The sequence below is a fragment of the Serratia sp. CY43202 genome, assembly GCF_052168755.1.
Taxonomy (GTDB): Bacteria; Pseudomonadota; Gammaproteobacteria; order Enterobacterales; family Enterobacteriaceae; genus Serratia; species Serratia bockelmannii.
This window is the reverse complement of record NZ_JBJNMB010000006.1, coordinates 197,318-221,658: the sequence shown is the minus strand read 5'-3', so window position 1 is coordinate 221,658 and position 24,341 is coordinate 197,318. Positions and strand designations below refer to the sequence as shown.

Below are 24,341 nucleotides of genomic sequence, written 5' to 3'. Positions count from 1 at the left end.
AGTGATGTTTTTTTCAAGATGCTCAATATTAAATCGGCAACCCGGATGAAACAATGAATCAACACCAACAATCAGTCATTTCTGCATCAACGCTGTATGTGGTGCCCACCCCCATCGGCAATCTGGGCGATATCACTCACCGTGCGTTAGAGGTACTGAAAAGCGTTGATCTGATCGCGGCGGAAGACACGCGCCATACCGGATTGCTGCTGCAACACTTCGCGATCAACGCGCGTCTGTTCGCGCTGCATGACCACAACGAACAGCAAAAGGCCGATCAGCTGCTGGCGAAACTGCAGGAAGGCCAGAGCATCGCGCTGGTGTCCGACGCCGGCACGCCGCTGATCAACGATCCCGGTTATCACCTGGTGCGCCGCTGCCGCGAGGCCGGCATTCGCGTGGTGCCGCTGCCGGGCGCCTGCGCCGCCACCACCGCGCTGTGCGCTGCGGGTGTCGCTTCCGACCGCTTCTGCTACGAAGGCTTCCTGCCGGCGAAAACCAAGGGGCGCAAGGATACGCTGATGGCGCTGGCGGAGGAACCGCGCACGCTGATTTTCTACGAATCCACTCACCGCCTGCTGGAAAGCCTGCAGGACATGGTCACCGTCTGGGGCCCGCAGCGCTATGTGGTGCTGGCGCGCGAGCTGACCAAAACCTGGGAATCTATCCACGGTGCGCCGGTGGGCGAACTGCTGGCGTGGGTGCAGGAAGATGAAGTGCGCCGCCGCGGCGAGATGGTGCTGATCGTCGAAGGCCACAAGGCGCAGGAGGATGCGTTGCCGCTCGAGGCGCTGCGCACGCTGGCGCTGCTGCAAAAAGAGCTGCCGCTGAAAAAGGCGGCGGCGCTGGCGGCGGAAATTCACGGCGTGAAGAAAAATGCGCTGTATAAGCACGCGCTGGAGCAACAACAGCCGTAAAGCGGTTGACCTGCCGCCGCCGCGACGCTACTATCCGCGCCGGAGTTGACCAGACAGTCGCCGCTTCATTGCCGTCCTCTTCGGGGAGACAGATGGAGGGGAGGAAAGTCCGGGCTCCATAGGGCAGGGTGCCAGGTAACGCCTGGGAGGCGCAAGCCTACGACTAGTGCAACAGAGAGCAAACCGCCGATGGCCCGCGCAAGCGGGATCAGGTAAGGGTGAAAGGGTGCGGTAAGAGCGCACCGCGCGGCTGGCAACAGTTCGTGGCACGGTAAACTCCACCCGGAGCAAGGCCAAATAGGGGTTCACATGGTACGGCCCGTACTGAACCCGGGTAGGCTGCTTGAGCCAGTGAGCGATTGCTGGCCTAGAGGAATGACTGTCCACGACAGAACCCGGCTTACCGGTCAACTCCCTCGACAAAAGAAAACCCCGCGCAACGCAAGTTGCGCGGGGTTTTTCGTTTTCCGGCCGGCTTACACCGGCAGGTCAATCAGCAGCGCGCGCAGCGGGGTCTCGGCGCGGATCGTCAGGCGATTCTCCTCGCGTACGAAGGCGCCGTCGCCGCAGGTCAGGCGCTGCGCTTCGTGGCGTTCGCCGGTGGCGGCGATGGTGCCGTGAATCGACTGCAAATAGGCGCGCGGCCCGTTAATCGTCAGCGTTTGCTCTTCGCCCGGCTGCAGATCGAGATGGTGGATCCAGACCTGCTGGCGTAGCTGCAGGCTGCCCTGCGCGCCGTCCGGTGAGGCCAGCAGCAGGTTGCCCGCCGTCGGCAGCGTCAGGCGCTGCACCCGCTCGTTGTTGCGTTCCGGGCAGGCGTCCAGCCACAGCTGCAGGCGGGTCAGCGGCGTATCGCTGCTGACGTTCTGTTCGCTGTAGCTCAGGCCTGGCTGGGTGGCCAGCAGCAGCGCTTCGCCGGCTTTGGCGCGCGCGGCGTTGCCGTCGCTGTCGCGGTATTCCGCCTCGCCCTGCAGGATCAGGTTCAGGATATCCACGCTGGGATAGGTGCGCGGCTGGAACGACGCGCCCGGCGCCAGTACCTCCTGATTCAGCACCCGCAGCGACGCATAGCCCATCAGTTTGGGATCGAAGTAGTGACCAAAGGAAAAAGTGTAGCGAGCCTGCAGCCAACCAAAGTCAGCTTGCCCGCATTGTTGTGCTGTTCTGCATGTAATCATGGCAATCGGCTCTCTAAATTCATTATCCAAATGGTAAGCATCTGGACGTCGGATTGTTAGCCAGTTAATCTGGTCGGCATATTCAAATTTCCTGACAGAGGGATGTGATGGCCAGAGATCGGGCGCTCACGCTTGAGGCGCTGAGAGTGATGGACGCGATCGACCGCCGCGGCAGCTTCGCCGCGGCCGCCGACGAATTGGGCCGGGTGCCGTCGGCGCTCAGCTACACCATGCAAAAATTGGAAGAAGAATTGGACGTGGTGCTGTTCGACCGTTCGGGCCACCGCACCAAGTTCACCAACGTAGGGCGCATGTTGCTGGAGCGCGGGCGGGTGCTGCTGGAAGCGGCCGACAAGCTGACCACCGACGCCGAGGCGCTGGCGCGCGGTTGGGAAACCCACCTGACTATCGTCAGCGAAGCGCTGTCGCCGCCAAGCCTGCTGTTTCCGCTGGTGGACAAGCTGGCGCTGAAGGCCAACACCCAGGTGTCGATTTTCACCGAGGTGCTGGCGGGCGCCTGGGAACGGCTGGAGCAGGGGCGCGCCGACATCGTGATCGCGCCGGACATGCATTTTCGCGCGTCGTCGGAGATCAACACCCGCAAACTGTACAAGGTAATGAGCGTTTACGTCGCCGCGCCGGATCATCCTATCCACCAGGAGCCGGAGCCGTTGTCCGAGGTGACCCGCGTGAAGTACCGCGGCATCGCGGTGGCGGATACCGCCCGCGAGCGCCCGGTGTTGACCGTGCAGCTGCTGGATAAGCAGCAGCGTCTGACGGTGAGCACCATCGAAGACAAGCGTCTGGCGCTGCTGGCCGGGCTGGGGGTGGCGACCATGCCGTATCCGATGGTGGAGAAAGACATCGAGGCCGGGCGGCTGCGCGTGGTGGGGCCGGAATACAGCCGCGAAGCCGATATCATCATGGCCTGGCGACGCGACAGCATGGGGGAGGCGAAAGCCTGGTTCCTGCGCGAAATTCCGCGCCTGTTCGCGCAGCGTTAACGTCGGTGGGATGACATCCCCTTGCCGGGCGGCAAGGGGATTTTTTTGTCTTAGCCGAAGAGCCGATCGCGGCCGTGCGGCTCGTCCAGATCCTGCGCCGGCCCGATGGAAATGATGCCGTGCGGGTTGATGGTGGCGTGGCTGCGGTAGTAGTGGTTGCGAATGTGCGGCAGGCTGACCGTGTCGGCAATGCCCGGCATCTGGTAGATGTCGCGCAGGAAACCGTACAGGTTCAGGTAGTCGCTGATGCGGTGTTTATCGCACTTGAAGTGGGTGACGTACACCGGATCGAAGCGCACCAGCGTGGTCCACAGACGCAGGTCGGCTTCGGTCAGCCGATCGCCGGTCAGGTAGCGGTGCTGCCCCAGGATCTGCTCCAGGCGCTCCAGCGCGTTGAAGACCCCGTTGACCGCTTCGTCATACGCTTCCTGGCTGGTGGCGAAACCGGCCTTGTACACGCCGTTGTTCACCTGATCGTAAATCCAACCGTTCAGCTCATCGATTTTGCCGCGCAGCGCGGTCGGGTAGTAGTCACCTGCCCGAGCGCCGACGCCGTCAAATGCGCTGTTGAACATGCGGATGATGTCGGCGGATTCGTTGCTGACGATGGTTTGCCGCTGTTTATCCCACAGCACCGGCACGGTCACGCGCCCGCTGTAGTGCGGATCGGCCCGCAGGTAGATCTGGTACAGGAAGTCGGCGTGATACAGCGGATCGCCGGTGGTTTCCGGAAAATCCTGGCCGAAGGTCCAGCCGTTTTCCAGCATCAGCGGGTGCACCACCGAGACCGGAATGATCTGCTCCAGCCCTTTCAATTTGCGCATCAGCAGCGTGCGGTGCGCCCAGGGGCAGGCGAGAGAAACATAAAGGTGATAACGGCCCGCTTCGGCCTGGAAGCCGCCCACGCCGTGTTCGCCCGGCTGACCGTCGGCGGTCACCCAATTGCGAAACTGAGCGGTTGAACGTTTGAAACGGCCGCCGGTAGATTTGGTGTCATACCAGATGTCTTGCCAAACGCCATCGACGAGTTGTCCCATGGGAATCTCCTTGGTGTCCGAGTTAAAAAACGACAGAGCCCGGCATGCCGGGCCCTGAATGACAGTTTAGATTACCATTTCTTGTTCAGAAGACGGTCGATGCTGAAGCCGCCCGGGCCTGCGACCGCCAACACGATGAAGCCGCCGGCAATGGTCAGGTTTTTCATGAACATCAGCTGGTTTACGCCTTCCGCAAAGTCAGTGTGGAACAGCAGCGCGGTCAGAATGGTGAAACCGGCAGTGAACAGCGCCACGGTGCGGGTCAGGAAACCGAACAGGATCGCCAGACCGCCGCCAAATTCCAGCAGGATGGTCAGCGGCAGCAAGAAGCCAGGCACGCCCATCGATTGCATGTACTGTTGGGTACCGGCATATGCGTCACCCATTTTGCCGTAGCCTGCCACGATAAACAGGATTGGCATCAGAATACGAGCAACCAACAAACCTGTATCTTCTAATTTTTTCATCATCTACTCCAAAGTGTTTTTGTGCGCCTGTTCGGCGGTAGTCATATCAACGGGCGGCGTAGCGGGTCTCTGACCCTGTCCGCTCCGTATCGTATTGATGGAGTGAATGTTAAGCGGGAAGTGCTCAGGTTGTTAGCAAGTAAAACTGTCGTAATTTTTCAAAAAATCTGAATCTTTAGCGTGCTAATAAACTGACGCTGGTCAGCAGGTTGCCCGGCCCTCGGGATAAGCAGCGCTGTTTTAGGGGGAAAACGAGGGCGGAGCAACAGGATGTTTGAAGGAAAGGCGTGAGGCTTACTTGGCGGAGAAGGTCTTTTTAAACAGGCGGATAGCGCTCCAGGCACCGAAAGCGCGGCGCGACCAGCGGATCATCTTGCTGGGGTGGCGAATGCCGTACAGCGCCATGACGCTGGAACCGAGCACCAGATAGCGGCGCAGGCCAAACACCGTCTGCCAGCCGCGGTCAATGCGTTCGGTCTTCTCCAACCACAGAGACTTGTGTTCGGCCAGATCCAGGCGTTGCTGCTGGATCTGGCGAATCAGCCTTTCTTTTTTCCATTCCAGGTAGCGGCGGCGGCTCATGGCTCGCGCTCCAGTTCGGCGCGGTCGAGTTCCAGCTGCTTGCGCGTGGCGCCGAGCAGCGTGGTGCGACGGGCCTTGACCAGCGTCCAGATGGTGCCGACCACGGCGAGGAACAGCAGCACGCCGGTTGTCGCGCCCAGCGCCACCAGCCGGTAGACCGGATCGATGGCCCAGAAGATCAGGATCAGCAGGCTCATCAAACCGAAGGCGGTGAACAGCAGCGTCATGCCGGCCATGATCAGCAGCTGAATGAGGTTGGCTTTCTCCTCTTCCAGCTCGACCACTGCCAGCCGGACGCGGGTTTCCACCATGCCGACCAGGATCGTGATGATGCGCTGACCGATATCCAGGACCCCTTTAGCGGGGCCCTGCGCGCGCACTTGCGGTTGTTCAGCCATGATTAACGACGCGCGAGCAGCACGCCCAACACGACGCCGACCGCCGCGCCGATACCGATGCCGGTCCACGGGTTGTCGCGCACGTAGTCGTCGGCCTGGCCGGCGATCTGCTTGGTTTGCGAAGCCAGCTTGTCACCGGCGTCGCTCAGGCGAGCGCGGGTCTCTTTCAGCGCGCCTTCCGCTTTCGAGCGCAGCTTCTCCAGCTCGGCTTTCGGCTTGTCGGTGGAGGAGTTCAGCACTTCCTCCAGCGTATCGGCTAAGGACTTCAGTTCAGCGCGTAAGTTTTCTGCATTTGAATCATGTGCCATGTGATTATTCCTTAACGTTTATTTCGACAGACTTTTAACATAGCGGATTTTTTCGCCGGAGCAAAGGGGTGATGGCCAGCAGATAACACCAGACATCAATTTCATATGCTTAAGAAATCCCGTGTGATGGGGCTCTCATCGATAAATCCGCTGGTGTGAAAAAATTATTCCGCCTGGGCGCGTTTCAACTCAGCCTGCGCTTCCGCCAGCTTTTGCTGCTTCTTGGCGACCTTGTCCAGCTTGCCGGTTTGCTGCGTTTCTTTCAGTTCCTGCCGGCGCTCGTCGACCTTGCGCTGTTTCTCTGCGATGTTTTTTTGGCGTTCGGCCTGCAGGCCGGCTTCGGTGCAGTGAGTCTGCACTTCGCTCAGCGCTTTTTTTAGCCCGTCCACGCGGTGGGTGTTACCGTGCTGGGTGGCGTAGTCGATTTGCTGTTGGATGTTTTGCGCTTTGGCGGCACAACCGCCCTCAGCGGCCGCAGCGAGGGCCGGCAGCGTGCAGAGAGGCAACAGCAGTAACAGGGAGTGGCGTAATTTCATCTTTCAGTTCCTTTTCATGGGGTACCTGAACAGGCACCCGCTTTCCTGGCTGCCGAAGGCGGCAGCGCGAGAGGAGGGCGTTCATTGCCGGCTGAAGTTATCCTTCAGCATAGTCATGAAACCGGCGTGCCCCCAAAGAATCAGCCGTGACTCAGTGCTGACTGATTAATTCTTGAGCTAATCGGTGCGAATGAAAATGAAGATAATGGCAGTGAAAGGAAACCCCTTCATCTGAAGGGGGATTATCCCAGATTGAGTGGGGAACGCGCAAATTCGCGCACCCAATGCGATGGCACGGGGGATTCGCTCAACGCGATGTGGTAACCGGGCGGCAGGATGGTTTGCAGCGCTTCGCGCGCCAGCAACTGCTGCTCCGGCGAATCCAAACGGATGACCAGGCCATCACCTTCCGGCGTGATGCTTTTGATGCGGATGCCGCGCTCATCCAGGCGCTGGTAGACGTAAAAGCCGTCGGGCAGCGACAGCCCTTGCTGGCTGGCGCGAATGCGCAGCTCGCTCTCGGTGCGCACCATACAGGGCACCAGCAGCGTCGCCAACGCCAGTAGGGCGAGCGCGATCATCAAGACGTATTGCCAGCGCGGGCGCTTTGCTGTCACGCCCCTTTCCCCGGGTTCTGGCCGCTGGCGCGTTTCTTGCGCCACAGCACGATCAGCGAGCCGACCAGCCCAACCACCAGCAACACCAGCGGCAACATCATCAGGCAGAACATCAGCTGATCTTCATACTTGCGGAACACCGGGGTTTTCCCGAGGGCGAAGCCCAGCGTCGTCAGGATCAAGACCCACAGCAGGCCGCTCATCCAGTTGAAGAACTGGAAGCGCGCGTTGTTCAGGCCGGACAGGCCAGCGATGGTTGGCAGCAGGGTGCGCACGAAGGCCAGGAAGCGGCCGACCAGCAGGGCGGAAAGGCCGTGGCGGTGGAACAGGTTGTGGGCGCGCTGATGGTAGTGGGCCGGCAGATGCGAAAGCCAGCCTTGCACCGTTCGCGTATTGCCGAGCCACCGGCCCTGTATATAGCTGACCCAGCAGCCCAGGCTGGCGGCGACGGTCAGGATAACGATGGTCAATGGGAAGCCCATGGTGCCTTTGGCGATCAGCACGCCGACCAGGATCAGCAGGCTGTCGCCCGGCAGGAAAGCGGCCGGCAGCAGGCCGTTCTCCAAAAACAGGATCATGAACAGCAGGATGTAGAGGGTCCACACCAGCGAAGGGTTCGCCAGCGTCTCAAAATCCTGCTGCCACAAGGCATGTATCAGTTCTTTAATGATATCCATCCGGTGTTCCTAAAACGTCATTGTTTATTTTTATCTCAGCGGTGGAACGGGCGTGGGCTGAAAACGCGCGGCGATCCTGAATGCTGATAACGATGAAACGGCGTTGCTTTAAGGTTTCTTAGCGGTGCGACACCGGTCATAGGTGGTAAGTCAGCGTGCCACGGTACTGCATGTTACTTTCTTTCCAGCCGGCCTGCCGACTCTGTTGCCTGGAGGCATCCAGCATCCCGTCGACCTGGGCAAGCCGGTTGGGGGCCGGCGTGTCCTGGCGGGGGAAGCGAATTCGGTAGCCTGGCTCTGCGGCCAGGGTATAGACCGGCACCGGCAGGGAGGAGGCGAGCAGCGAGCCGGAGAAAGAGTGCGCTCTGGGCAGCAGCAGCGGCAACTTGCCGGGGGCTTTGCGGCGCGCTTCGGCCGGCGCCCGATACACCTGATCATAGGGGGAAAGCGCCGGCTCCGCCAACAGCGGCAGGCTGCTCAGCGCGCTGGGGGTGGGCTTGGGTGACGCCACGCATAGCTGTGGGCCGGAGACCGAACCGGTCCAGCAGAAAACAGCAATCAGCATGGCAAACAACCAGCGCATTTATTCGCGTCCCGCCCCCGCAGCAATGGGTAAAAAAGTGGGCTAACTCTACCAAAATAGCACGATTGGCAACAGGGAAATCTACGTTGCCGACGGTGAAATAGTACACGGCAAACGGCGGTTCCGGCATCGATTCAGCGGATTTTACATTACCTGACATAAGCCGACGGTTTTTGACCGCCGTGGCTATTTCGGCTCGTGGCCCACGCCATCCAGATGCACCACCGGATTCTCGGCGAACAGGTAGCGATCGGCGTTGTATTCGAAGTCGTCGCTGGTGGCGTTGAACAGCATCTGCTTGGTGTTTTCCAGGTGCTGCCACATCGCCAGTTTGGCGGCGTAAGGATCTTTGCGCATCAGCGCCTTGAGGATCTGATCGTGATCGTCGCACCAGCTGGCGATCGAACGTTCGTCGATATGCTCGTGCAGTTTCTTCCAGTAAGGGTTGTTGACCCGCTGCACCCACATTTTTTCCACGATGGTGGCCATGGCGGTGTTCTGGGTGGCCAGCGCCACCTGCACGTGGAACTTCAGATCCCACTGCGAGTCGCGGAAACGATCCTCTTTGCGGGCATGCTCCTGGATCTCCATCAGTTGCACGATATCCTGCTTGGTCACCTGGGTGGCGGCAAATTCGGCGATGTTGCTTTCTATCAGTTGGCGCGCCTGCAGCAGCTCAAACGGGCCGGCGGTGGCGAACTCGATGCTGTCGCCCGGCACCACCAGGTGTTTTTGCTGGTTGGACACCACGTGGATCCCGGATCCCTTGCGCACGTCCACATAGCCTTCGACTTCCAGCATGATGATCGCCTCGCGCACCACGGTGCGGCTGACATTCATCTCTTCGGCGATGTATCGCTCGGCCGGCAGCTTGTCGCCTACCGGATAACGGCCGCTTTCGATGCGTTGCTTCAGCTCGGCGGCCAGTTGCTGATACAGGCGTCTGGTTTCAGTGAATTCCATAGTGAATGCTCTATACGGTGCGGTGGGAAGGGGCGCGTGGCCATCGGATTTGTTATACCACTTATTCGGCACCGCTGCCAGAGGAGCAAGGGGCCCGGCGCAGCGGCCGGGCGGGGGATCAGCTGCGCGCCGGGGTGGGCTGCAGCGCGGCGGGTTGCGGTTCGGCGGCCGGGCGGTTTTGCAACACCGTCCAGATGACGATGGCGCCGAGAATGTCGAAGACCGACAGCGCGGCGAACAGTGGGCTGAAGCCGAGGGTGTCCGCCAGGGCGCCGACCACCAGGGCGAACAGCGTGCTGGCGGTCCAGGCCGCCATGCCGGTCAGCCCGTTGGCGGTCGCCACCTCATTGCGGCCGAACACGTCGGAAGAGAGGGTGATCAACGCGCCGGACAGCGCCTGATGGGCGAAGCCCCCGACGCACAGCAGCGCGATAGCCGCGTAAGGGTTGGTGAACAGGCCGATCATGCCGGGGCCGATCATCAACACCGCCCCCATCGTCACCACCAGCTTGCGTGAGACGATCAGGTTGACCTTGAAATACTTCTGGAACAGCGGTGGCAGATAACCGCCGACGATGCAGCCGAGATCGGCAAACAGCATCGGCATCCAGGCGAACATGGCGATCTCTTTCAGGTTAAAGCCGTAGGCCTTGAACATGAACAGCGGGATCCAGGCGTTGAAGGTGCCCCACGCCGGCTCCGCGAGAAAGCGCGGCAACGCGATGCCCCAGAACTGGCGATTGCGCACGATCTGCCAGGCGGACATCTTTTTGGCGTTAGAGGTCTGGTGCTGCGCTTCCTGGCCTTCGAGGATGTAACGGCGTTCTTCCTGGCTCAGTTTCTTCTGATCTTTCGGGTGTTTGTAGAACAGCAGCCAGCAGATGGCCCAGATCAGGCTCAGCACGCCGGTGATAATGAACGCCATCTCCCAGCTGTGCGCGACGATGGCCCATACCACCAGCGGCGGGGCGATCATTCCGCCGATCGACGAGCCCACGTTGAAATAGCCGACGGCGATCGAACGCTCTTTGGCCGGAAACCATTCGCTGCTGGCCTTCAGCCCGGCGGGGATCATTGCCGCTTCCGCCATGCCGACCGCGCCGCGCGCCAACGCCAGCCCGCCCCAACTGTTGGCCAGTGCGGTGCCCATGCAGAACAGCGCCCACAGAATGGCGAACATGGCGTAGCCGACCTTGGTGCCCAGCACGTCCAGCACGTAGCCCGCCACCGGTTGCATCACGGTGTAGCACGCGGAGTAGGCGGCGACGATATAGGAATACTGTTGGGTGGTGATGTGCAGCGTATCTTCCAGCGTCGGCGCCGCCACGGCAATGGCGTTGCGGGTCAGGTAACCCAGCACGGTGCCGATGGTCACCAGTCCGATCATGTACCAGCGTAACCCTTTAATTTTACGCATCCGAAGTGTCTCCCCGTTTGAAGGTGTGGCCGTCGATGCGGCTGGCGAGACAATAACCTGTCATACAGGTTTAAAAGTTGAGTGATATCACAAAAGGAATTATTCGCCTGAGCAATACTGTGGTCGGTGAAATAGGGCATTTTTGCCGGTAAATTGAGCGAAAAAGGGCGTAGAGAGAGGATGAACGGTAGACCTCGGGAAAAATCTGCTGGACGTTAGTGAAAATTGGTGTGATAACTTTTGTGATTCGAACCCCGTGCCGCACGGCAAGTAAGGAGCCCGAGATGGCGACGTTTTTGAGCGAAGATTTCCTGCTGGACAGCGAATTTGCCCGGCGCTTGTATCACGACTACGCGGCGCAGCAGCCGATTTTTGATTATCACTGTCATTTGCCGCCGCAGCAGATCGCGGAGAATACCCGCTTCAGCAACCTGTACGATATCTGGCTGCGGGGCGATCACTACAAATGGCGGGCGATGCGCACCAACGGTGTGGCGGAGCGGTTGTGCACCGGCGATGCGGGCGATCGCGAGAAATTCGACGCCTGGGCCGCCACGGTGCCGCACACCATCGGCAACCCGCTCTATCACTGGACGCATCTGGAGCTGCGCCGGCCGTTCGGCATCACGGATACGCTGTTGTCGCCGGCCACGGCGGATGAAATCTGGCAGCGCGGCAATGCGCTGCTGGCGCAGGATGAGTTTCGCGCACGTGGCATCATGCAGCAGATGAATGTGAAAATGGTCGGCACCACCGACGATCCGATCGACGATCTGCGCCATCATCGGGCGATCGCCGACGATCATAGCTTCGATATCAAGGTGCTGCCGAGCTGGCGGCCGGACAAAGCTTTCACCATCGATGCGCCCGGCTTCAACGACTATCTGCGGCAACTGGAGGCGGCGGCGGACACCGCCATCGGCCGCTTCAGCGCGCTGTGCAACGCCCTGTACAAGCGCATGGATCACTTCGCCACTCACGGTTGCAAAGTGGCCGATCATGCGCTGGACGTGGTGGTGTTCGGCGAGGCCGATGAAGCGGCGCTGGATGCGATCCTGCTGCGCCGCCTGAACGGCGAGCTGCCGACGCCGGAACAGAGCGCCCAGTTCAAAAGCGCGGTGCTGCTGTTTTTGGCTGGCGAATACCGGCGCCGAGGCTGGGTGCAGCAGTATCACATCGGCGCGCTGCGTAATAACAACAGCCGCATGTTGGCCGCCGTCGGGCCGGATATCGGCTTCGACTCGATCAACGACCGGCCGCTGGCGGAACCGCTGTCGCGGCTGCTGGATGCTCAGGCGCGGCAGGGCGGTCTGCCAAAAACCATTCTCTATTGCCTCAATCCGCGCGATAACGAAGTGATCGGCACCATGATCGGCAATTTTCAGGGGGAAGGCACGCCGGGCAAGATGCAGTTCGGCTCCGGTTGGTGGTTCAACGATCAGAAGGATGGCATGCAGCGCCAAATGACGCAGCTGGCGCAGCTCGGGCTGTTGAGCCGCTTCGTCGGCATGCTGACCGACAGTCGCAGTTTCCTGTCGTACACGCGTCATGAATACTTCCGCCGCATTCTTTGCCAGATGATCGGCCGTTGGGTGGCGGACGGCGAAGCGCCGGCGGATATCGCGCTGCTGGGCGAGATGGTGAAAAACATCTGCTTCGACAACGCCAAAAACTATTTCGCCATCGAACTGGCGTAGCCGTTATCCGGGACTGGTTTATGCAAAGTACGATAAAGATTCACGAGCAGGATAACGTGGCGGTGGCGCTGCGCGATCTGGCCGCCGGAGAAATGCTTGAGTTGGGCGGGGAGCGTATTCAGCTGGCGCAGCCGGTGGCGCGCGGGCACAAGTTTGCGCTCGGCCCGATCGCCGAGGGCGAAGACATCATCAAATATGGCCAGCCGATCGGCCATGCGCTCGCGGCCATTGCGCCTGGGGAGCACATTCATTCGCAAAACGCCAAAACTAACCTGAGCGATCTGGACAGCTATCGTTACCAGCCGCAGTTCCCGGCGTTGCCGCCGCAGGCGGCGGATCGCGAGGTGCAGCTGTACCGCCGGGCCGGCGGCGACGTGGGGATCCGCAACGAGCTGTGGATCGTGCCGACCGTCGGCTGCGTCAACGGCATCGCCCGCCAGATCCAGCAGCGCTTTTTGCAGCAAACGCAGGCGGAGGGGATCGACGGCGTGCATCTGTTCAGCCATCCGTTCGGCTGCTCGCAGCTGGGGCAGGATCATGCCAACACCCGCATCATGCTGCAAAACCTGGCGCGCCATCCCAATGCCGGCGCGGTGCTGGTGATCGGGTTGGGGTGCGAGAACAATCAGGTAGATGCTTTTCGCGCCACGCTGGGGATGGCGGACGAGCGGCGGCTGCGCTTTATGGTGTGCCAACAACAGGACGACGAGGTGGAAGCCGGGCTGGCGCTGTTGCACGAGCTGTACCGGGAGATGCGCTACGATCGCCGCGAGCCGGGCCGCCTGAGCGAGTTGAAGTTCGGCCTGGAGTGCGGCGGTTCGGACGGATTGTCGGGTATCACCGCCAACCCGCTGCTGGGGCGGTTCTCCGACTATGTGATAGCCAACGGCGGCACCACGGTGCTGACCGAAGTGCCGGAGATGTTCGGTGCCGAGCGCATTCTGATGAGCCGCTGCCGCGATGGGGAGACCTTCGAAAAAACCGTCGATATGATCAACGATTTCAAACGCTATTTCATCGCCCATCAACAGCCAATTTATGAGAATCCGTCGCCGGGCAACAAGGCCGGCGGCATCACTACGCTGGAGGAGAAATCGCTCGGCTGCACCCAAAAAGCGGGGCTAAGCCAGGTGGTAGACGTGCTGAAATACGGCGAGCGGCTGCGTGTGCCGGGGCTGAATCTGCTCAGCGCGCCGGGCAACGATGCGGTGGCGACCAGCGCGCTGGCCGGCGCCGGCTGCCATATGGTGCTGTTCAGCACCGGGCGCGGCACGCCGTACGGCGGCTTTGTGCCGACGGTGAAGCTGGCCACCAACAGCGAGCTGGCGGCGAAGAAACCGCACTGGATCGATTTCGACGCCGGCAGCCTGGTTCACGGCGTGGCGATGGAGACGCTGCTCAGCCGCTTCATCGATCTGATTGTCGAGATCGCCAACGGCCGCCCGGCGCGCAATGAAGCCAACGATTTCCGCGAGCTGGCGATCTTTAAAAGCGGGGTGACGCTCTAAAGCTGACAAAAAAGGCGCTCGAGGGAGCGCCTTTTTATGAAGCAACGCGCGATTAACGCACCTTCAGCGGGTCCTCGTTCGCCAGCCGTTGATCTTCCGCCTGGCAGGCCGCGGCGGTGAACAGCACGTCGGTGGAGGAGTTGAGGGCGGTTTCCGCCGAATCCTGCAGCACGCCGATAATAAAGCCGACCGCCACCACCTGCATCGCCACGTCGTTCGGAATGCCGAACATGTTGCACGCCAGCGGGATCAGCAACAGCGAGCCGCCGGCCACGCCGGAGGCGCCACAGGCGCACAGGGCGGCCACCACGCTCAGCAGCAGAGCGGTCGGGACGTCCACCGCGATGCCCAGCGTGTTCACCGCCGCCAGCGTCAGCACGGTGATGGTGATCGCCGCGCCGGCCATGTTGATGGTGGCGCCCAGCGGGATGGAAACCGAGTAGGTGTCCTCATTCAGATTCAGCTTTTTGCACAGCTCCATGTTCACCGGGATGTTGGCGGCGGAGCTGCGGGTGAAGAAGGCGGTCACGCCGCTCTCGCGCAGGCAGGCGAACACCAGCGGATACGGATTGCGGCGGATTTTCCAGTAAACGATCAGCGGGTTGAGTACCAGCGCCACCAGCAACATGCAGCCGAGCAGCACCATCAGCAACTGGGCGTAGCCCCACAGCACACCGAAGCCGGTTTCCGCCAGCGTGGAAGCCACCAGGCCGAAGATGCCAAGCGGCGCACAGCGGATCACCGCTCGCACCACCAGCGTAACCGCATGGGACATGTCGTTGATCAGCCCTTTAGTGGTTTCGGAAGCGTGGCGCAGCGCCAGCCCCAGCCCGACGGCCCACGCCAGAATACCGATGTAGTTGGCGTTAATCAGCGCATGGAACGGGTTGGCCACCACGCTCATCAACAGGCCCTTCATCACGTCCACGATGCCGCCTGGCGGGGTGATGTCGGTTGCGCCGGTGGTCAGCGCCAGCGTGGAAGGGAAGATAAAGCTGACGACGACCGCCACCAGCGCGGCGGCAAAGGTGCCCAGCAGATAGAGGAACAGGATCGGGCGAATGTTGGTTTTCTGCCCCTGTTTATGGTTGGCGATCGAGGCCATCACCAGTATCAGCACCAGCAGTGGCGCTACCGCTTTCAGCGCGCCGACGAACAGGGTGCCGAGCAGGCCGACCGCCGCTGCCGCCGCCGGTGAAACCAGCGCCACCAGAATGCCGGCCACCAGGCCGACCATGATTTGTTTGACCAGGCTGCCCTGCGTGATCTTTTGTAGTAGTTTTTGCATAGTGCTTTCTTCCTGATGTTATCTGGCCGCCGCGGCGGGAACGACGCCGGGCAGCTTTATATGATTCTGTAACTAAGTGTGTTTGCCGAATCAGTATTCAGCAATCGAATGATGTTGGAAAGAGGCGAGGGTGAAATTCTGAGCGCGGATCAACACTTGATAACATACTGGTTACATTTGTGTGATCGTAATAACGTTTGGCGTTTTGGGGGAATTGCCAAACAATCGCGGGGCGACTAGCGCCCCGGATAACAGATTATGGTTATTTCTGCGCCAGGCGATCGTTGCGGCGATTGACCCAGGCGTTGATCAGCAAGGTGAGCGTCAGGATGCCCGCCACCACGCCGAGCGAGATGCCGATCGGGATGTGGAAGAAGTCGATTATCAGCATCTTGATACCGATAAACACCAGGATCACCGACAGGCCGTATTTCAGCATCGAGAAACGTTCCGCCACGTTGGCCAGCAGGAAGTACATGGCGCGCAGGCCCATGATGGCGAACAGGTTAGAGGTCAGCACGATGAACGGGTCAGTGGTCACGGCGAAAATCGCCGGGATGCTGTCCACCGCGAAAATCACGTCGCTCAGTTCCACCAGGATCAGCACCAGCACCAGCGGGGTGGCGAACAGGATGCCGTTGCGGCGCACGAAGAAACGCTCGCCTTCCAGGCTGTCGGTCATGCGCAGGCGGCTGCGCAGCCATTTCACCAGCGGCTTGTCGCCGATCGCCGAATCATCTTCCTTCGCCAGCGCCATCTTGATACCGGTGAACAGCAGGAAAGCGCCGAACAGATACAGCAGCCACTGGAACTGGCTGACCAGCCAGCTGCCGGCGAAGATCATGATGGTGCGTAGCACGATCGCCCCCAGCACGCCGTAGATCAGCACCCGCCGTTGCAGGTTGGCCGGCACGGCGAAGTAGCTGAACAGCATCAGCCAGACGAACACGTTATCCACCGCCAGCGCTTTTTCGATCAGGTAGCCGGTCAGGAAGGCCAGCGCCTGGGTATCGGCGACGGCGCGCCCGGCGGTTTCATTCAGGTAGTACCAGAAACCGAAATTGAACAGCAGAGAGAGGCTGACCCACACCAGCGACCAGCTGGCGGCCTGCTTCAGGGTCATGGTGTGCGCGCCTTTACGGCCCTGCAACAGGAGATCGATTGCGAGCATCACGACTATGACGGCGGCGAAGCTGCCCCATAACCACGGTGTGCCAACGGAATTCATCATCAGAGGTATCCTTCAAAAACAAAAACGGCCAACGTCGGAAGACGCCAGCCGCTCTGTGAACGCTGCAAGCAAACCTCGCCTTCCGGCAAGGTCTCACTTACAACGTTGATGAAGGTGATTACACCTTTGACATCAGGTTGCCCGGTAACCGGATGCTTGCGCATCGTAATGACGATTGACCGGCAATGAAGTTACTCCCCTTTGCAGAGCAGAAAGTAATGCAAAATGTGTCGGCGGTCAACGTGAATCGCGTTAGCCGGCCATCGCTTTTTGCGCGCCGAGGCTGACGACGAATCCCTGCAGCAGCAGGCGGCTGAACGGCGTGTCGCTAACCTGTTGTTGTTGCTGCTGATAGCGGTCCTGCTGCTCGGGATGCAGCTCGCCGAGCCACTGCAGATACTGGCTCATCACCGCGCCGTTGAATTCCGGGTGGAACTGGGTGGTCAGGGCATGATCGCCATAGCGCAGGATCTGGTGCGCATCCTGCTGCGAACGCGCCAGCGTCTGCGCGCCGGCGGGCGGCGTCAGCACGCTCTGCGAGTGGATCAGGTTGGCTTTGAAGCGCGGCGGCAGCAGGGTGAGCCGCCGGTCTTCGGCCGCGGCGGGCAGCAGTTCGATCTCAAGCGTGCCGACCTCCATGCCCTGCGGGTGGTAACCCACTTCGCCGCCGAGCGCGTAGGCCAACAGCTGGTGGCCGTAGCAGACGCCGAACAGCGGCAGTTTGATCGCCATTGCCTGGCGCAGCCATTCGGCGGCCTCCTCGCTCCACGGCAGCCGTTCGGTCACCATCGCCGGCGAGCCGGTGATGACCACGCCGCAATAGGCGGCCGGCGGCAACGGCCGCTCGCCGGCGGGCAGATGCACGATGTGCGCGCGTTCGGCGTCGATGTTGCCCTGTTGCAGAAACATGCCTTCAAAGTTGGCCAATTCCTGACGAATGGCCTGCGGCGCGTCGCCGGTTTGCATCACGAGCAGCGGTTTCATCTCATTCTCCGTCGGCGGGGAAAACGACGCCGGTCTGGCGGCGGATGTCGGTCAGCAGGCGGGCGACGATCAGCGAATTCTCCAGCCCTGGATGTTCCACCTGACGCTTCTCAACCAACTCGGCGAAGGCCAGCGCCTCATACAGCATGGTGTTGATGTGCTGCGGCTGGCTCAGATCTTGACGGTTGCCGCCGCGCGGCGTCAGCGCCACGCCCTGGCACTCGGAAATCTTGTCGATAATCAGCGTGCCTTCCTCCCCCTGGATCTCGCTGGGGATCGCCGAGTCGCTGACCTTGGAATGGGAAAGCGTGACGTCGAAATCGCCGTAGTTCAGGCAGACGGTGCCGTGGGCGTCCACGCCGGTATCGAGCAGCGTGGCGCTGGCGAGCACCGACTGCGGCGCGCCGAACAGCGCCACCGCGCTGGCCAGGCAGTAGTAGCCGATGTCCATGATGGAGCCGTTGGAGAACTGTGGATTAAAGGTGTTGGGGTTCTCGCCGGCCAGGTAGCGCGGGTAGCGCGAAGAGTATTGGCAGTAGTTGATGAAGGCTTTGCGCAGCCGGCCGATTTTCGGCAATGCCTGTTGCAGCGCCAGAAAATTCGGCAGATAGGCGCTTTTGAACGCCTCGAACAGCACCACCTGATTTTCCCGCGCGCAGGCTACCAGCTGTTCCGCTTCGCGCTGGTTGGAGGCCAGCGGTTTTTCGCAGATCACGTGCTTTTTATGGCGCAGGAACAGCAGCGATTGCGGGCAGTGCAGGGAATTGGGGCTGGCGATATACACCGCGTCTATGGCGTCGGACTGGGCCATCGCCTCGAGAGAGTCGAAAAACTGCGTGACCTGATAGTTGGCGCCAAACGCCTGCGCCTGTTCCAGCGAGCGTGAATACACGGCGCTCAACTTGAGTTTGCCGCTTTCATGGGCGGCATCGATAAAACGTTCCGTAATCCAGTTGGTGCCGACGACGGCAAAGCGAATCATGGCGAGCTCCGGTCCAGGCTTAAAACCGCAGATTATCACGCCCTCACGCGCTATGCATACAGCTCGCCGAACAGCGAAAGGTGCGTCAGATACAGCCGGGTATCGAATTCCAACTGGTGGTAATCCGGCTCCATATGGCAGCACAGACTGTAGAATGCCTTGTTGTGATCTTTCTCTTTCAGGTGCGCCAGCTCATGCACCACGATCATGCGCAGGAACGGTTCGGGCGCGACCTTGAACACCGTCGCCACGCGGATTTCCGCCTTGGCCTTCAGCTTGCCGCCCTGCACGCGCGAGATAGCGGTATGCAGGCCGAGCGCGTGCTTCATGACGTGGATCTTGCTGTCGTAGGCCACCTTGCTCAGCGGCTGGGCGTTGCGCAGATACTGGTTTTTCAGATCGACGGTAAACTGATACAGCGATTTGTCGGTCGTGCAGTCGTGCACCTGCGGATAGCGCTGCAGCAGCACGTCCCCCAGCCGATTCTGATGGATCAGTTGCTGCACCTGGCTTTGCAGATGCGTTGGGTAGCCTTGCAGGTAGGTCAATTCAGACATTCTTGTTCCGTATCAACGGCCATTCAGCCGGTCATTCTATGCTGTTTTTTCGCTCAAATCCTGACATACGCAATTTATCCGAAAAAACATTTTACTGACGGGCGTTTTTAGGGGATAAACAGCCCAAATTTTATCAGTCAGGAGGGGCAATGAGCCAACTCGATCTGGGAACACAGCAACTTGAGCTGGAGCGTTATCCCCAACAGGAAGAATCCACCCAGCTGCAGGCGTGGGAAGCGGCGGACGAATATCTGCTGCAACAGCTTGAAAACGTAGATATCGGCGGACGCCCGGTGCTGATTTTCAACGATAACTTCGGCACCCTGGCCTGTGCGCTGCACGCGCATCGCCCTTACAGCGTCAGCGACTCGTACATGAGCCAGCTGGCGACGCGTCACAACCTCAAGCTCAACGGTCTGGATCCTGAGCAGGTCACGCTGTTGGACAGCCTCGCCGAGCTGCCGGCGGCGCCGGCGGTGGTGCTGATTCGCGTGCCGAAAGCGCTGGCGCTGCTGGAACAGCAGCTGCGCGCGCTGCGCCACGTTGTGACCGAAGACACGCTGATCGTCGCCGGCGCCAAAGCGCGCGACGTGCATACTTCGACGATGCAGCTGTTTGAAAAGGTGCTGGGCCCGACGCGCACCAGCCTAGCGTGGAAGAAGGCGCGCCTGATTTTCTGCCAGGCGGCGGACATCGTCCCGGCGGCGGCGGCGGAAACCACCAACTGGACGCTGGACGGCACCGATTGGCTGATCCACAACCACGCCAACGTCTTCTCCCGTGGCAGCCTGGATATCGGCGCGCGCCTGTTCCTGGAGCATCTGCCGCGTGGCCTGAACGGCCATATCGTCGATCTGGGCTGCGGCAACGGCGTGATTGGCCTGGCGGCGCTGGCGCAAAACCCGGAAGCGCAGGTGACCTTCGTCGATGAATCTTACATGGCGGTAGCCTCCAGCGAGCTGAACGTGGAGCACAACCTGCCGCAAGAGCTGGATCGCTGTCAGTTTGAGGTGAACAACGCGCTGGCGGGCATCGAGCGCGAAAGCGTGCAGGCGGTGCTGTGTAACCCGCCGTTCCACCAGCAGCACGCCATTACCGATCACACCGCCTGGCAGATGTTCTGCGACGCCAAGCGCTGCCTGCAGGTGGGTGGCGAATTGCGCATCGTCGGCAACCGTCACCTCGACTACCATCAGAAACTCAAGCGCCTGTTCGGCAACTGCACGCTGGTGGCCTCGAACAAGAAGTTCGTGATCCTGAAAGCGGTGAAATCCGGCGCGCGTCGCTGAGTGAATAACGCGCGTCGCTGAGTGAATAAAAAGGGGCGTCGGGCGCCCCTTTTTTACAGTGACATCGCCAGCCGCGTGCCCTGATCGATCGCACGGCGGGCGTCCAGCTCGGCAGCCACGTCGGCGCCGCCGATCAGGTGCACGATTTTCCCCATCGCCAGCAGCGGCTGCTGCAGCTCGCGGCGCGGTTCCTGCCCGGCGCAGACGATCACCGTGTCCACCGGCAGGCAACTTTCCTGCTCGGCGCGGGTGATGTGCAGCCCTTCATCGTCGATCAGCCGATAGCTGACGCTATTGAGCATCTTCACGCCGCGCATCGCCAGGCTGGCGCGGTGGATCCAACCGGTGGTTTTCCCCAGGCCTTCGCCTACCTTGCTGGTTTTACGTTGCAACAGGTAGATCTGCCGCGCGGCGCGTGGCGCCTGAGGGCCTTGCGCTGCAAGCCCGCCGCGTTGCTCAAGGCGACCATCGATGCCCCATTCGCGGTTGAATTCCGCCTGGTCCAGACTGCTGGACATGCCGTGCTGGCTGAGGTACTCGGCGGTGTCGAAGCCGATGCCGCCGGCGCCGATGATCGCCACCCGCTGGCCGACCGGTTTTTTATCGCGCAGCACGTCCAGATAGCTCAGCACCTTGGCGTGCCCGATGCCGGGAATATCCGGGGTGCGCGGCACGATGCCGCAGGCGAGGATCACCTCATCGAATTCGCTTAAATCCGCCGCCTCGACCTTGACGCCCAACCTGACCGTCACTTCACGCAGCGCCAGCTGGCGGCGGAAGTAACGCAGGGTTTCATGGAATTCTTCCTTGCCGGGGATCTGCTTGGCGATGTTGAACTGGCCGCCGATCTGTTCGGCGGCGTCGAACAGCGTCACCTGATGACCACGGCTGGCGGCGGTGGTGGCAAACGCCAGCCCGGCGGGGCCGGCGCCGACCACCGCCAGTTTTTTCGGTTTCTCCGCCATCGTCAGCGGCATTTCGGTTTCGCGGCAGGCGCGCGGGTTGACCAGACACGAAGTCAGCTTGCCTTCAAAGATCTGGTCGAGACAGGCCTGGTTGCAACCGATGCAGGTATTGATCTCGTCGGCGCGCCCCTCGGCGGCTTTCTGTACAAAGGCGGCGTCGGCGAGGAACGGACGCGCCATCGACACCATGTCGGCACTGCCGTCCGCCAGCACCTGCTCGGCCACCGCCGGATCGTTGATGCGGTTGGTGGTGATCAACGGGATGCTGACCTTGCCCATCAGCTTGCGGGTTACCCAGCTGAATCCGGCGCGCGGCACCATGGTGGCGATGGTCGGGATACGCGCTTCGTGCCAGCCGATGCCGGTATTGATGATCGTGGCGCCCGCCTGTTCGACCGCCAGCGCCAGCTGTTCGATCTCCTGCCAGCTGGAGCCGTCCTCCACCAGATCGAGCATCGACAGCCGGTAGATCAGAATGAATGCCGGGCCCACGGCCTGGCGCACCGCCCTGACGGTTTCGACGGCGAAGCGCATGCGGTTGGTGAAGCTGCCGCCCCATTGGTCGTCGCGCTGATTGGTGCGCGTCGTCAAGAATTGGTTGATCAGATAGCCCTCGGATCCCATCACCTCAACGCCGTCATAGCCGGCCTGCTGCGCCAGCGCCGCGCAGCGGGCGAAGTCGGCGATAGTCTGCTCGATCTCCGCTGCGTTGAGCGCGCTCGGCGTAAACGGGTTGATCGGCGCCTGCAGCGCGGAAGGGGCCACCAGCTTGGGTTGATAGCTGTAACGGCCGGTGTGCAGGATCTGCAGCGCAATTTTGCCGCCCGCCCGGTGGACGGCCTCGGTTACCGGGCGGTGGTGAGGCAATTGCGCCTCGCTGTTGAGGATCGAACCGCCGCGAAACACCACGCCCTGTTCGTTCGGGGCAATGCCGCCGGTGACGATCAGCGCCACGCCGGCGGCGGCGCGCTCGGCATAGAACGCGGCCAGGCGCTGCGGGCCGTCGGGCAGCTCTTCCAGGCCGGTATGCATCGATCCCATTAACACCCGGTTTTTCAGGGTGGTGAAGCCGAGATCCAGCGGCGCCAGCAGGTGAGGATAATTGCTCATTGCACTCTCCATCGTTCATCCCCCGCCTCTTTCAACCTGCAGCGTTGTTGCCTGCGTTCGCTCGCCCCAGTCACTTACTTGAGTAAGCTCCTGGGAACGCCCGAACTTGCCGCCTAGCTGCAGGTTGAAAGCGATTGGGGATGAGCATCTGTTATTATTATGTGAACACAAGTGGTCGGATGAGATAAATCTAGCCGTTGTCATGCCGCTTGGGAATCTGCGTTGCGCCGAATGTGATAGACGTCATGAATCTCAGACTCTGTTTGCATAACGAACAAAAGATCGGTTAACCTTTGCGCGTTGTAAATTCCTTCTCTCTGCGGAGCCACTACCGAAAATGAACACCCACACCTGTTGATATCTGGTCCCACGCTGTGCGCTCTTGCGCCCTGTGGGGATGTTTTGATCTCATTCAGGAGTGCTTATGGCTCATTTTGCGCAGTCCCCTTATTTCGTTTTACATCAACTGACCTGCCAATTTGCTGACGGCGAAACGCTGTTCGGCCCGCTGGATCTCGCTTTCGATCGGCAGCGCTGTGGCCTGGTGGGGCGCAACGGCGTCGGCAAAACCCAGCTGCTGCGCCTGATCGCCGGGTTGGATCGGCCGGGTAACGGTCACGTCGAATCCCATGCCGCATTGGCTTACGTTGCGCAGCAGCCGGAGATCGCCGCGGACACCACGCTGGCCCAGCTGTTGGGCTATGGCGAGGTGTTTGCCGCGCTGGCGCGTCTCGAGCAGGGGCGGCCGCTGGCGGACGATATCGATCGTCTGGAAGGGCGCTGGGATCTCAACGATCGCCTGCAAAACGCCTTCGCCGCCGCCGGGCTGCCGGCCTTCGATCCGTTGCGATCCGCAAGTTCTCTGAGCGGCGGCGAGCGAATGCGCGCGGCGCTGTGCGGCGCCTTGATCGGCGAGGGGGATTTTCTGCTGCTGGACGAACCGACCAACCACCTCGACAGCGTCGGGCGTGCCTGGCTGTATCAGCAGCTGGATCAGTGGCGCGGCGGGCTGCTGATCGCCAGCCATGACCGGCAGCTGCTGGCGCGCATGGAGCGCATTGTCGAACTGACACCCGGTGCGCTGCGCAGCTACGGCGGCAACTACGATGACTACCGGCGCCAGCGCGACACGGAACAGCAGGCGGCGCGCGCCGATCTGGAGCATGCGCGCGAGGAGCGTCGCCGCACCCGCGCTCGCCAGCAGAAAGAGCACGACATGAGCCAGCGGCGCTCGGCGCAAACGCTGCGCGTCGTCGATACGCTGAATATCGCCTCTTTTGAGCGGGTGGCCTACAAGTCGGCGGCGAAGGAGAGCCTCGGTACGCTGCGCAAACAGCATCAGGATCAGCGCGACGGCCTCGATGCGGCGGTGCGCGAAGCCTATCAGCGGGTGGAAGAGGAGCAGCCGGTGTTGCTGGCGCTGCCCGGCAGCGAAGTGAGCGCGAACAAGCAGGTGCTGGTGCTCGAGCAGCTGCAGCTGCCGTTCGTCAGCGCGCCGCCGCTGGATCTGCGTATCGACGGCCCGATGCGCGTGGCGTTGACCGGCCCCAACGGCTGTGGCAAGTCCACCTTGCTGAAGACCGTTCTCGGTCAGCTGACGGCGCTTTCCGGCCATTGTCATTGCCCGCTGCCGACGGCCTACCTCGATCAAACCCTGTCACAGCTCGACCCGAATCTGTCGGTGATGGAGCATCTGGGGCTGCAGGATTCACCGTTGGCGGAAGGCGCGTTGCGCACCCGGTTGGCGCAGCTGCAGCTTGGCGCAGATCGCATCGCGCTGCCGCTGGGCTCGCTGAGCGGCGGTGAACGGCTCAAGGCGGCGTTGGCCTGCGCGCTGTGGCGACAGCAACCGGCGCAGCTGCTGTTGCTCGACGAGCCGACCAACCACCTGGATCTGGCGTCATCGTTGGCGATCGAAACTGCGCTGGCGGATTTCCCCGGCGCGATGCTGGTGGTGTCGCACGACGAAGACTTCCTGCAGGCGCTGCGGCCGACGCACCGCCTGCACCGGCAGGCGGATGGCTGGCGGCTTCAGGCCTGGTAATG

24 protein-coding genes and 1 other RNA gene are annotated in these 24,341 nt (G+C 61.3%); 7 read left to right on the top strand and 18 right to left on the bottom strand.

Going from position 1 to position 24,341, the window contains the following annotated elements; translation table 11 throughout:
- Positions 1-53 precede the first annotated feature (53 nt).
- A complete protein-coding gene (gene rsmI / locus ACJ8J5_RS14435) occupies positions 54-917 on the top strand; it encodes a 16S rRNA (cytidine(1402)-2'-O)-methyltransferase (protein WP_004937108.1) in 864 nt (287 codons plus the stop codon).
- 41 nt (positions 918-958) lie between these two features.
- Positions 959-1,336, top strand: an RNA gene (gene rnpB / locus ACJ8J5_RS14430) — RNase P RNA component class A.
- A gap of 57 nt (positions 1,337-1,393) precedes the next feature.
- Here rnpB and ACJ8J5_RS14425 read toward each other — a convergent pair.
- Complete coding sequence (locus tag ACJ8J5_RS14425) at positions 1,394-2,095, bottom strand: pirin family protein (protein WP_049273683.1); 702 nt, start codon at positions 2,093-2,095, stop codon at positions 1,394-1,396.
- A 107-nt stretch (positions 2,096-2,202) separates the two neighbouring features.
- Here ACJ8J5_RS14425 and ACJ8J5_RS14420 point away from each other — a divergent pair, with 107 nt between their 5' ends.
- The gene (locus ACJ8J5_RS14420) at positions 2,203-3,099 is read left to right on the top strand and encodes a LysR family transcriptional regulator (protein WP_004937113.1); all 897 of its coding nucleotides are present in this window, start codon (positions 2,203-2,205) and stop codon (positions 3,097-3,099) included.
- A 50-nt stretch (positions 3,100-3,149) separates the two neighbouring features.
- Here ACJ8J5_RS14420 and ACJ8J5_RS14415 read toward each other — a convergent pair whose 3' ends face one another.
- The 11 genes from ACJ8J5_RS14415 to ACJ8J5_RS14365 all read right to left on the bottom strand — a co-directional run bounded on the left by ACJ8J5_RS14415 (position 3,150) and on the right by ACJ8J5_RS14365 (position 10,684).
- On the bottom strand, positions 3,150-4,136 hold the full coding sequence (locus tag ACJ8J5_RS14415) for a glutathione S-transferase family protein (RefSeq protein ID WP_334273855.1): 987 nt from the start codon (positions 4,134-4,136) through the stop codon (positions 3,150-3,152).
- A 71-nt stretch (positions 4,137-4,207) separates the two neighbouring features.
- Positions 4,208-4,603, bottom strand: coding sequence for a DoxX family protein (locus ACJ8J5_RS14410; protein WP_004937119.1), 396 nt, complete (start codon positions 4,601-4,603; stop codon positions 4,208-4,210).
- Positions 4,604-4,897: 294 nt separating this feature from the next.
- Entirely contained in the window at positions 4,898-5,185 is a 288-nt protein-coding gene (locus tag ACJ8J5_RS14405; protein ID WP_004937121.1) for a YqjK-like family protein, read from the bottom strand.
- Complete coding sequence (locus ACJ8J5_RS14400; protein ID WP_015379160.1) at positions 5,182-5,583, bottom strand: phage holin family protein; 402 nt, start codon at positions 5,581-5,583, stop codon at positions 5,182-5,184. Before ACJ8J5_RS14400 ends, ACJ8J5_RS14405 begins: the two co-directional genes overlap by 4 nt.
- Before the next feature lie 2 nt (positions 5,584-5,585).
- The gene (locus tag ACJ8J5_RS14395) at positions 5,586-5,891 is read right to left on the bottom strand and encodes a DUF883 family protein (protein WP_004937125.1); all 306 of its coding nucleotides are present in this window, start codon (positions 5,889-5,891) and stop codon (positions 5,586-5,588) included.
- A gap of 164 nt (positions 5,892-6,055) precedes the next feature.
- Positions 6,056-6,427 (bottom strand): DUF1090 domain-containing protein, encoded by a 372-nt coding sequence (locus tag ACJ8J5_RS14390; protein ID WP_025304353.1) that lies wholly within the window; start codon positions 6,425-6,427, stop codon positions 6,056-6,058.
- Between the two features lie 242 nt (positions 6,428-6,669).
- Positions 6,670-7,044: an EnvZ/OmpR regulon moderator MzrA gene (gene mzrA, locus ACJ8J5_RS14385; protein WP_004937130.1), complete on the bottom strand. Its 375-nt coding sequence runs from the start codon at positions 7,042-7,044 to the stop codon at positions 6,670-6,672.
- On the bottom strand, positions 7,041-7,721 hold the full coding sequence (locus tag ACJ8J5_RS14380; RefSeq protein ID WP_025304352.1) for a DedA family protein: 681 nt from the start codon (positions 7,719-7,721) through the stop codon (positions 7,041-7,043). Before ACJ8J5_RS14380 ends, mzrA begins: the two co-directional genes overlap by 4 nt.
- A gap of 136 nt (positions 7,722-7,857) precedes the next feature.
- Positions 7,858-8,304, bottom strand: a complete 447-nt coding sequence (locus tag ACJ8J5_RS14375) for a hypothetical protein (RefSeq protein ID WP_025304351.1) — start codon at positions 8,302-8,304, stop codon at positions 7,858-7,860.
- A 186-nt stretch (positions 8,305-8,490) separates the two neighbouring features.
- A complete protein-coding gene (gene exuR / locus ACJ8J5_RS14370; RefSeq protein ID WP_025304350.1) occupies positions 8,491-9,267 on the bottom strand; it encodes a transcriptional regulator ExuR in 777 nt (258 codons plus the stop codon).
- Between the two features lie 118 nt (positions 9,268-9,385).
- A complete protein-coding gene (locus ACJ8J5_RS14365) occupies positions 9,386-10,684 on the bottom strand; it encodes an MFS transporter (RefSeq protein ID WP_334273854.1) in 1,299 nt (432 codons plus the stop codon).
- A gap of 284 nt (positions 10,685-10,968) precedes the next feature.
- Between ACJ8J5_RS14365 and uxaC the strand changes: the two genes are divergently transcribed.
- Together uxaC and ACJ8J5_RS14355 are read left to right on the top strand one after the other, a co-directional pair.
- Positions 10,969-12,381, top strand: a complete 1,413-nt coding sequence (uxaC, locus tag ACJ8J5_RS14360) for a glucuronate isomerase (protein WP_334273853.1) — start codon at positions 10,969-10,971, stop codon at positions 12,379-12,381.
- Positions 12,382-12,401: 20 nt separating this feature from the next.
- On the top strand, positions 12,402-13,889 hold the full coding sequence (locus ACJ8J5_RS14355; RefSeq protein ID WP_334273852.1) for a UxaA family hydrolase: 1,488 nt from the start codon (positions 12,402-12,404) through the stop codon (positions 13,887-13,889).
- A gap of 52 nt (positions 13,890-13,941) precedes the next feature.
- Here the strand turns inward: ACJ8J5_RS14355 and sstT are convergent, their stop codons facing one another.
- From sstT to ACJ8J5_RS14330, 5 genes are all read right to left on the bottom strand, one after another.
- Complete coding sequence (gene sstT, locus ACJ8J5_RS14350) at positions 13,942-15,177, bottom strand: serine/threonine transporter SstT (protein ID WP_164063435.1); 1,236 nt, start codon at positions 15,175-15,177, stop codon at positions 13,942-13,944.
- Positions 15,178-15,439: 262 nt separating this feature from the next.
- Complete coding sequence (locus ACJ8J5_RS14345) at positions 15,440-16,408, bottom strand: TerC family protein (protein ID WP_414104538.1); 969 nt, start codon at positions 16,406-16,408, stop codon at positions 15,440-15,442.
- A 252-nt stretch (positions 16,409-16,660) separates the two neighbouring features.
- The gene (locus ACJ8J5_RS14340; RefSeq protein ID WP_334273851.1) at positions 16,661-17,392 is read right to left on the bottom strand and encodes a glutamine amidotransferase; all 732 of its coding nucleotides are present in this window, start codon (positions 17,390-17,392) and stop codon (positions 16,661-16,663) included.
- Position 17,393: 1 nt separating this feature from the next.
- Positions 17,394-18,374 (bottom strand): Gfo/Idh/MocA family protein, encoded by a 981-nt coding sequence (locus tag ACJ8J5_RS14335; protein ID WP_025304343.1) that lies wholly within the window; start codon positions 18,372-18,374, stop codon positions 17,394-17,396.
- Positions 18,375-18,424: 50 nt separating this feature from the next.
- Positions 18,425-18,931 (bottom strand): M48 metallopeptidase family protein, encoded by a 507-nt coding sequence (locus tag ACJ8J5_RS14330; protein WP_004937154.1) that lies wholly within the window; start codon positions 18,929-18,931, stop codon positions 18,425-18,427.
- Between the two features lie 149 nt (positions 18,932-19,080).
- Between ACJ8J5_RS14330 and rlmG the strand changes: the two genes are divergently transcribed.
- Positions 19,081-20,220: a 23S rRNA (guanine(1835)-N(2))-methyltransferase RlmG gene (gene rlmG / locus ACJ8J5_RS14325; RefSeq protein ID WP_173888554.1), complete on the top strand. Its 1,140-nt coding sequence runs from the start codon at positions 19,081-19,083 to the stop codon at positions 20,218-20,220.
- A gap of 53 nt (positions 20,221-20,273) precedes the next feature.
- Here rlmG and ACJ8J5_RS14320 read toward each other — a convergent pair whose 3' ends face one another.
- Positions 20,274-22,295, bottom strand: a complete 2,022-nt coding sequence (locus ACJ8J5_RS14320; RefSeq protein ID WP_334273850.1) for an NADPH-dependent 2,4-dienoyl-CoA reductase — start codon at positions 22,293-22,295, stop codon at positions 20,274-20,276.
- 424 nt (positions 22,296-22,719) lie between these two features.
- Between ACJ8J5_RS14320 and ACJ8J5_RS14315 the strand changes: the two genes are divergently transcribed.
- A complete protein-coding gene (locus tag ACJ8J5_RS14315; RefSeq protein WP_414104537.1) occupies positions 22,720-24,339 on the top strand; it encodes an ABC-F family ATP-binding cassette domain-containing protein in 1,620 nt (539 codons plus the stop codon).
- Positions 24,340-24,341 lie beyond the last annotated feature (2 nt).

What these genes read in the sequence shown, in the direction of transcription:
- ACJ8J5_RS14425 (WP_049273683.1), bottom strand. Translation starts at nt 2,095, where the DNA reads ATGATTACATGCAGAACAGCACAACAATGCGGGCAAGCTGACTTTGGT.
- ACJ8J5_RS14320 (WP_334273850.1), bottom strand. Translation starts at nt 22,295, where the DNA reads ATGAGCAATTATCCTCACCTGCTGGCGCCGCTGGATCTCGGCTTCACC.
- rlmG (WP_173888554.1), top strand. Translation starts at nt 19,081, where the DNA reads ATGAGCCAACTCGATCTGGGAACACAGCAACTTGAGCTGGAGCGTTAT.
- ACJ8J5_RS14355 (WP_334273852.1), top strand. Translation starts at nt 12,402, where the DNA reads ATGCAAAGTACGATAAAGATTCACGAGCAGGATAACGTGGCGGTGGCG.
- ACJ8J5_RS14380 (WP_025304352.1), bottom strand. Translation starts at nt 7,721, where the DNA reads ATGGATATCATTAAAGAACTGATACATGCCTTGTGGCAGCAGGATTTT.
- ACJ8J5_RS14400 (WP_015379160.1), bottom strand. Translation starts at nt 5,583, where the DNA reads ATGGCTGAACAACCGCAAGTGCGCGCGCAGGGCCCCGCTAAAGGGGTC.
- ACJ8J5_RS14405 (WP_004937121.1), bottom strand. Translation starts at nt 5,185, where the DNA reads ATGAGCCGCCGCCGCTACCTGGAATGGAAAAAAGAAAGGCTGATTCGC.
- ACJ8J5_RS14365 (WP_334273854.1), bottom strand. Translation starts at nt 10,684, where the DNA reads ATGCGTAAAATTAAAGGGTTACGCTGGTACATGATCGGACTGGTGACC.
- ACJ8J5_RS14340 (WP_334273851.1), bottom strand. Translation starts at nt 17,392, where the DNA reads ATGAAACCGCTGCTCGTGATGCAAACCGGCGACGCGCCGCAGGCCATT.
- ACJ8J5_RS14390 (WP_025304353.1), bottom strand. Translation starts at nt 6,427, where the DNA reads ATGAAATTACGCCACTCCCTGTTACTGCTGTTGCCTCTCTGCACGCTG.
- ACJ8J5_RS14410 (WP_004937119.1), bottom strand. Translation starts at nt 4,603, where the DNA reads ATGAAAAAATTAGAAGATACAGGTTTGTTGGTTGCTCGTATTCTGATG.
- ACJ8J5_RS14415 (WP_334273855.1), bottom strand. Translation starts at nt 4,136, where the DNA reads ATGGGACAACTCGTCGATGGCGTTTGGCAAGACATCTGGTATGACACC.
- ACJ8J5_RS14315 (WP_414104537.1), top strand. Translation starts at nt 22,720, where the DNA reads ATGGCTCATTTTGCGCAGTCCCCTTATTTCGTTTTACATCAACTGACC.
- ACJ8J5_RS14335 (WP_025304343.1), bottom strand. Translation starts at nt 18,374, where the DNA reads ATGATTCGCTTTGCCGTCGTCGGCACCAACTGGATTACGGAACGTTTT.
- ACJ8J5_RS14345 (WP_414104538.1), bottom strand. Translation starts at nt 16,408, where the DNA reads ATGATGAATTCCGTTGGCACACCGTGGTTATGGGGCAGCTTCGCCGCC.
- uxaC (WP_334273853.1), top strand. Translation starts at nt 10,969, where the DNA reads ATGGCGACGTTTTTGAGCGAAGATTTCCTGCTGGACAGCGAATTTGCC.
- ACJ8J5_RS14330 (WP_004937154.1), bottom strand. Translation starts at nt 18,931, where the DNA reads ATGTCTGAATTGACCTACCTGCAAGGCTACCCAACGCATCTGCAAAGC.
- ACJ8J5_RS14395 (WP_004937125.1), bottom strand. Translation starts at nt 5,891, where the DNA reads ATGGCACATGATTCAAATGCAGAAAACTTACGCGCTGAACTGAAGTCC.
- ACJ8J5_RS14375 (WP_025304351.1), bottom strand. Translation starts at nt 8,304, where the DNA reads ATGCGCTGGTTGTTTGCCATGCTGATTGCTGTTTTCTGCTGGACCGGT.
- rsmI (WP_004937108.1), top strand. Translation starts at nt 54, where the DNA reads ATGAATCAACACCAACAATCAGTCATTTCTGCATCAACGCTGTATGTG.
- sstT (WP_164063435.1), bottom strand. Translation starts at nt 15,177, where the DNA reads ATGCAAAAACTACTACAAAAGATCACGCAGGGCAGCCTGGTCAAACAA.
- ACJ8J5_RS14420 (WP_004937113.1), top strand. Translation starts at nt 2,203, where the DNA reads ATGGCCAGAGATCGGGCGCTCACGCTTGAGGCGCTGAGAGTGATGGAC.
- exuR (WP_025304350.1), bottom strand. Translation starts at nt 9,267, where the DNA reads ATGGAATTCACTGAAACCAGACGCCTGTATCAGCAACTGGCCGCCGAG.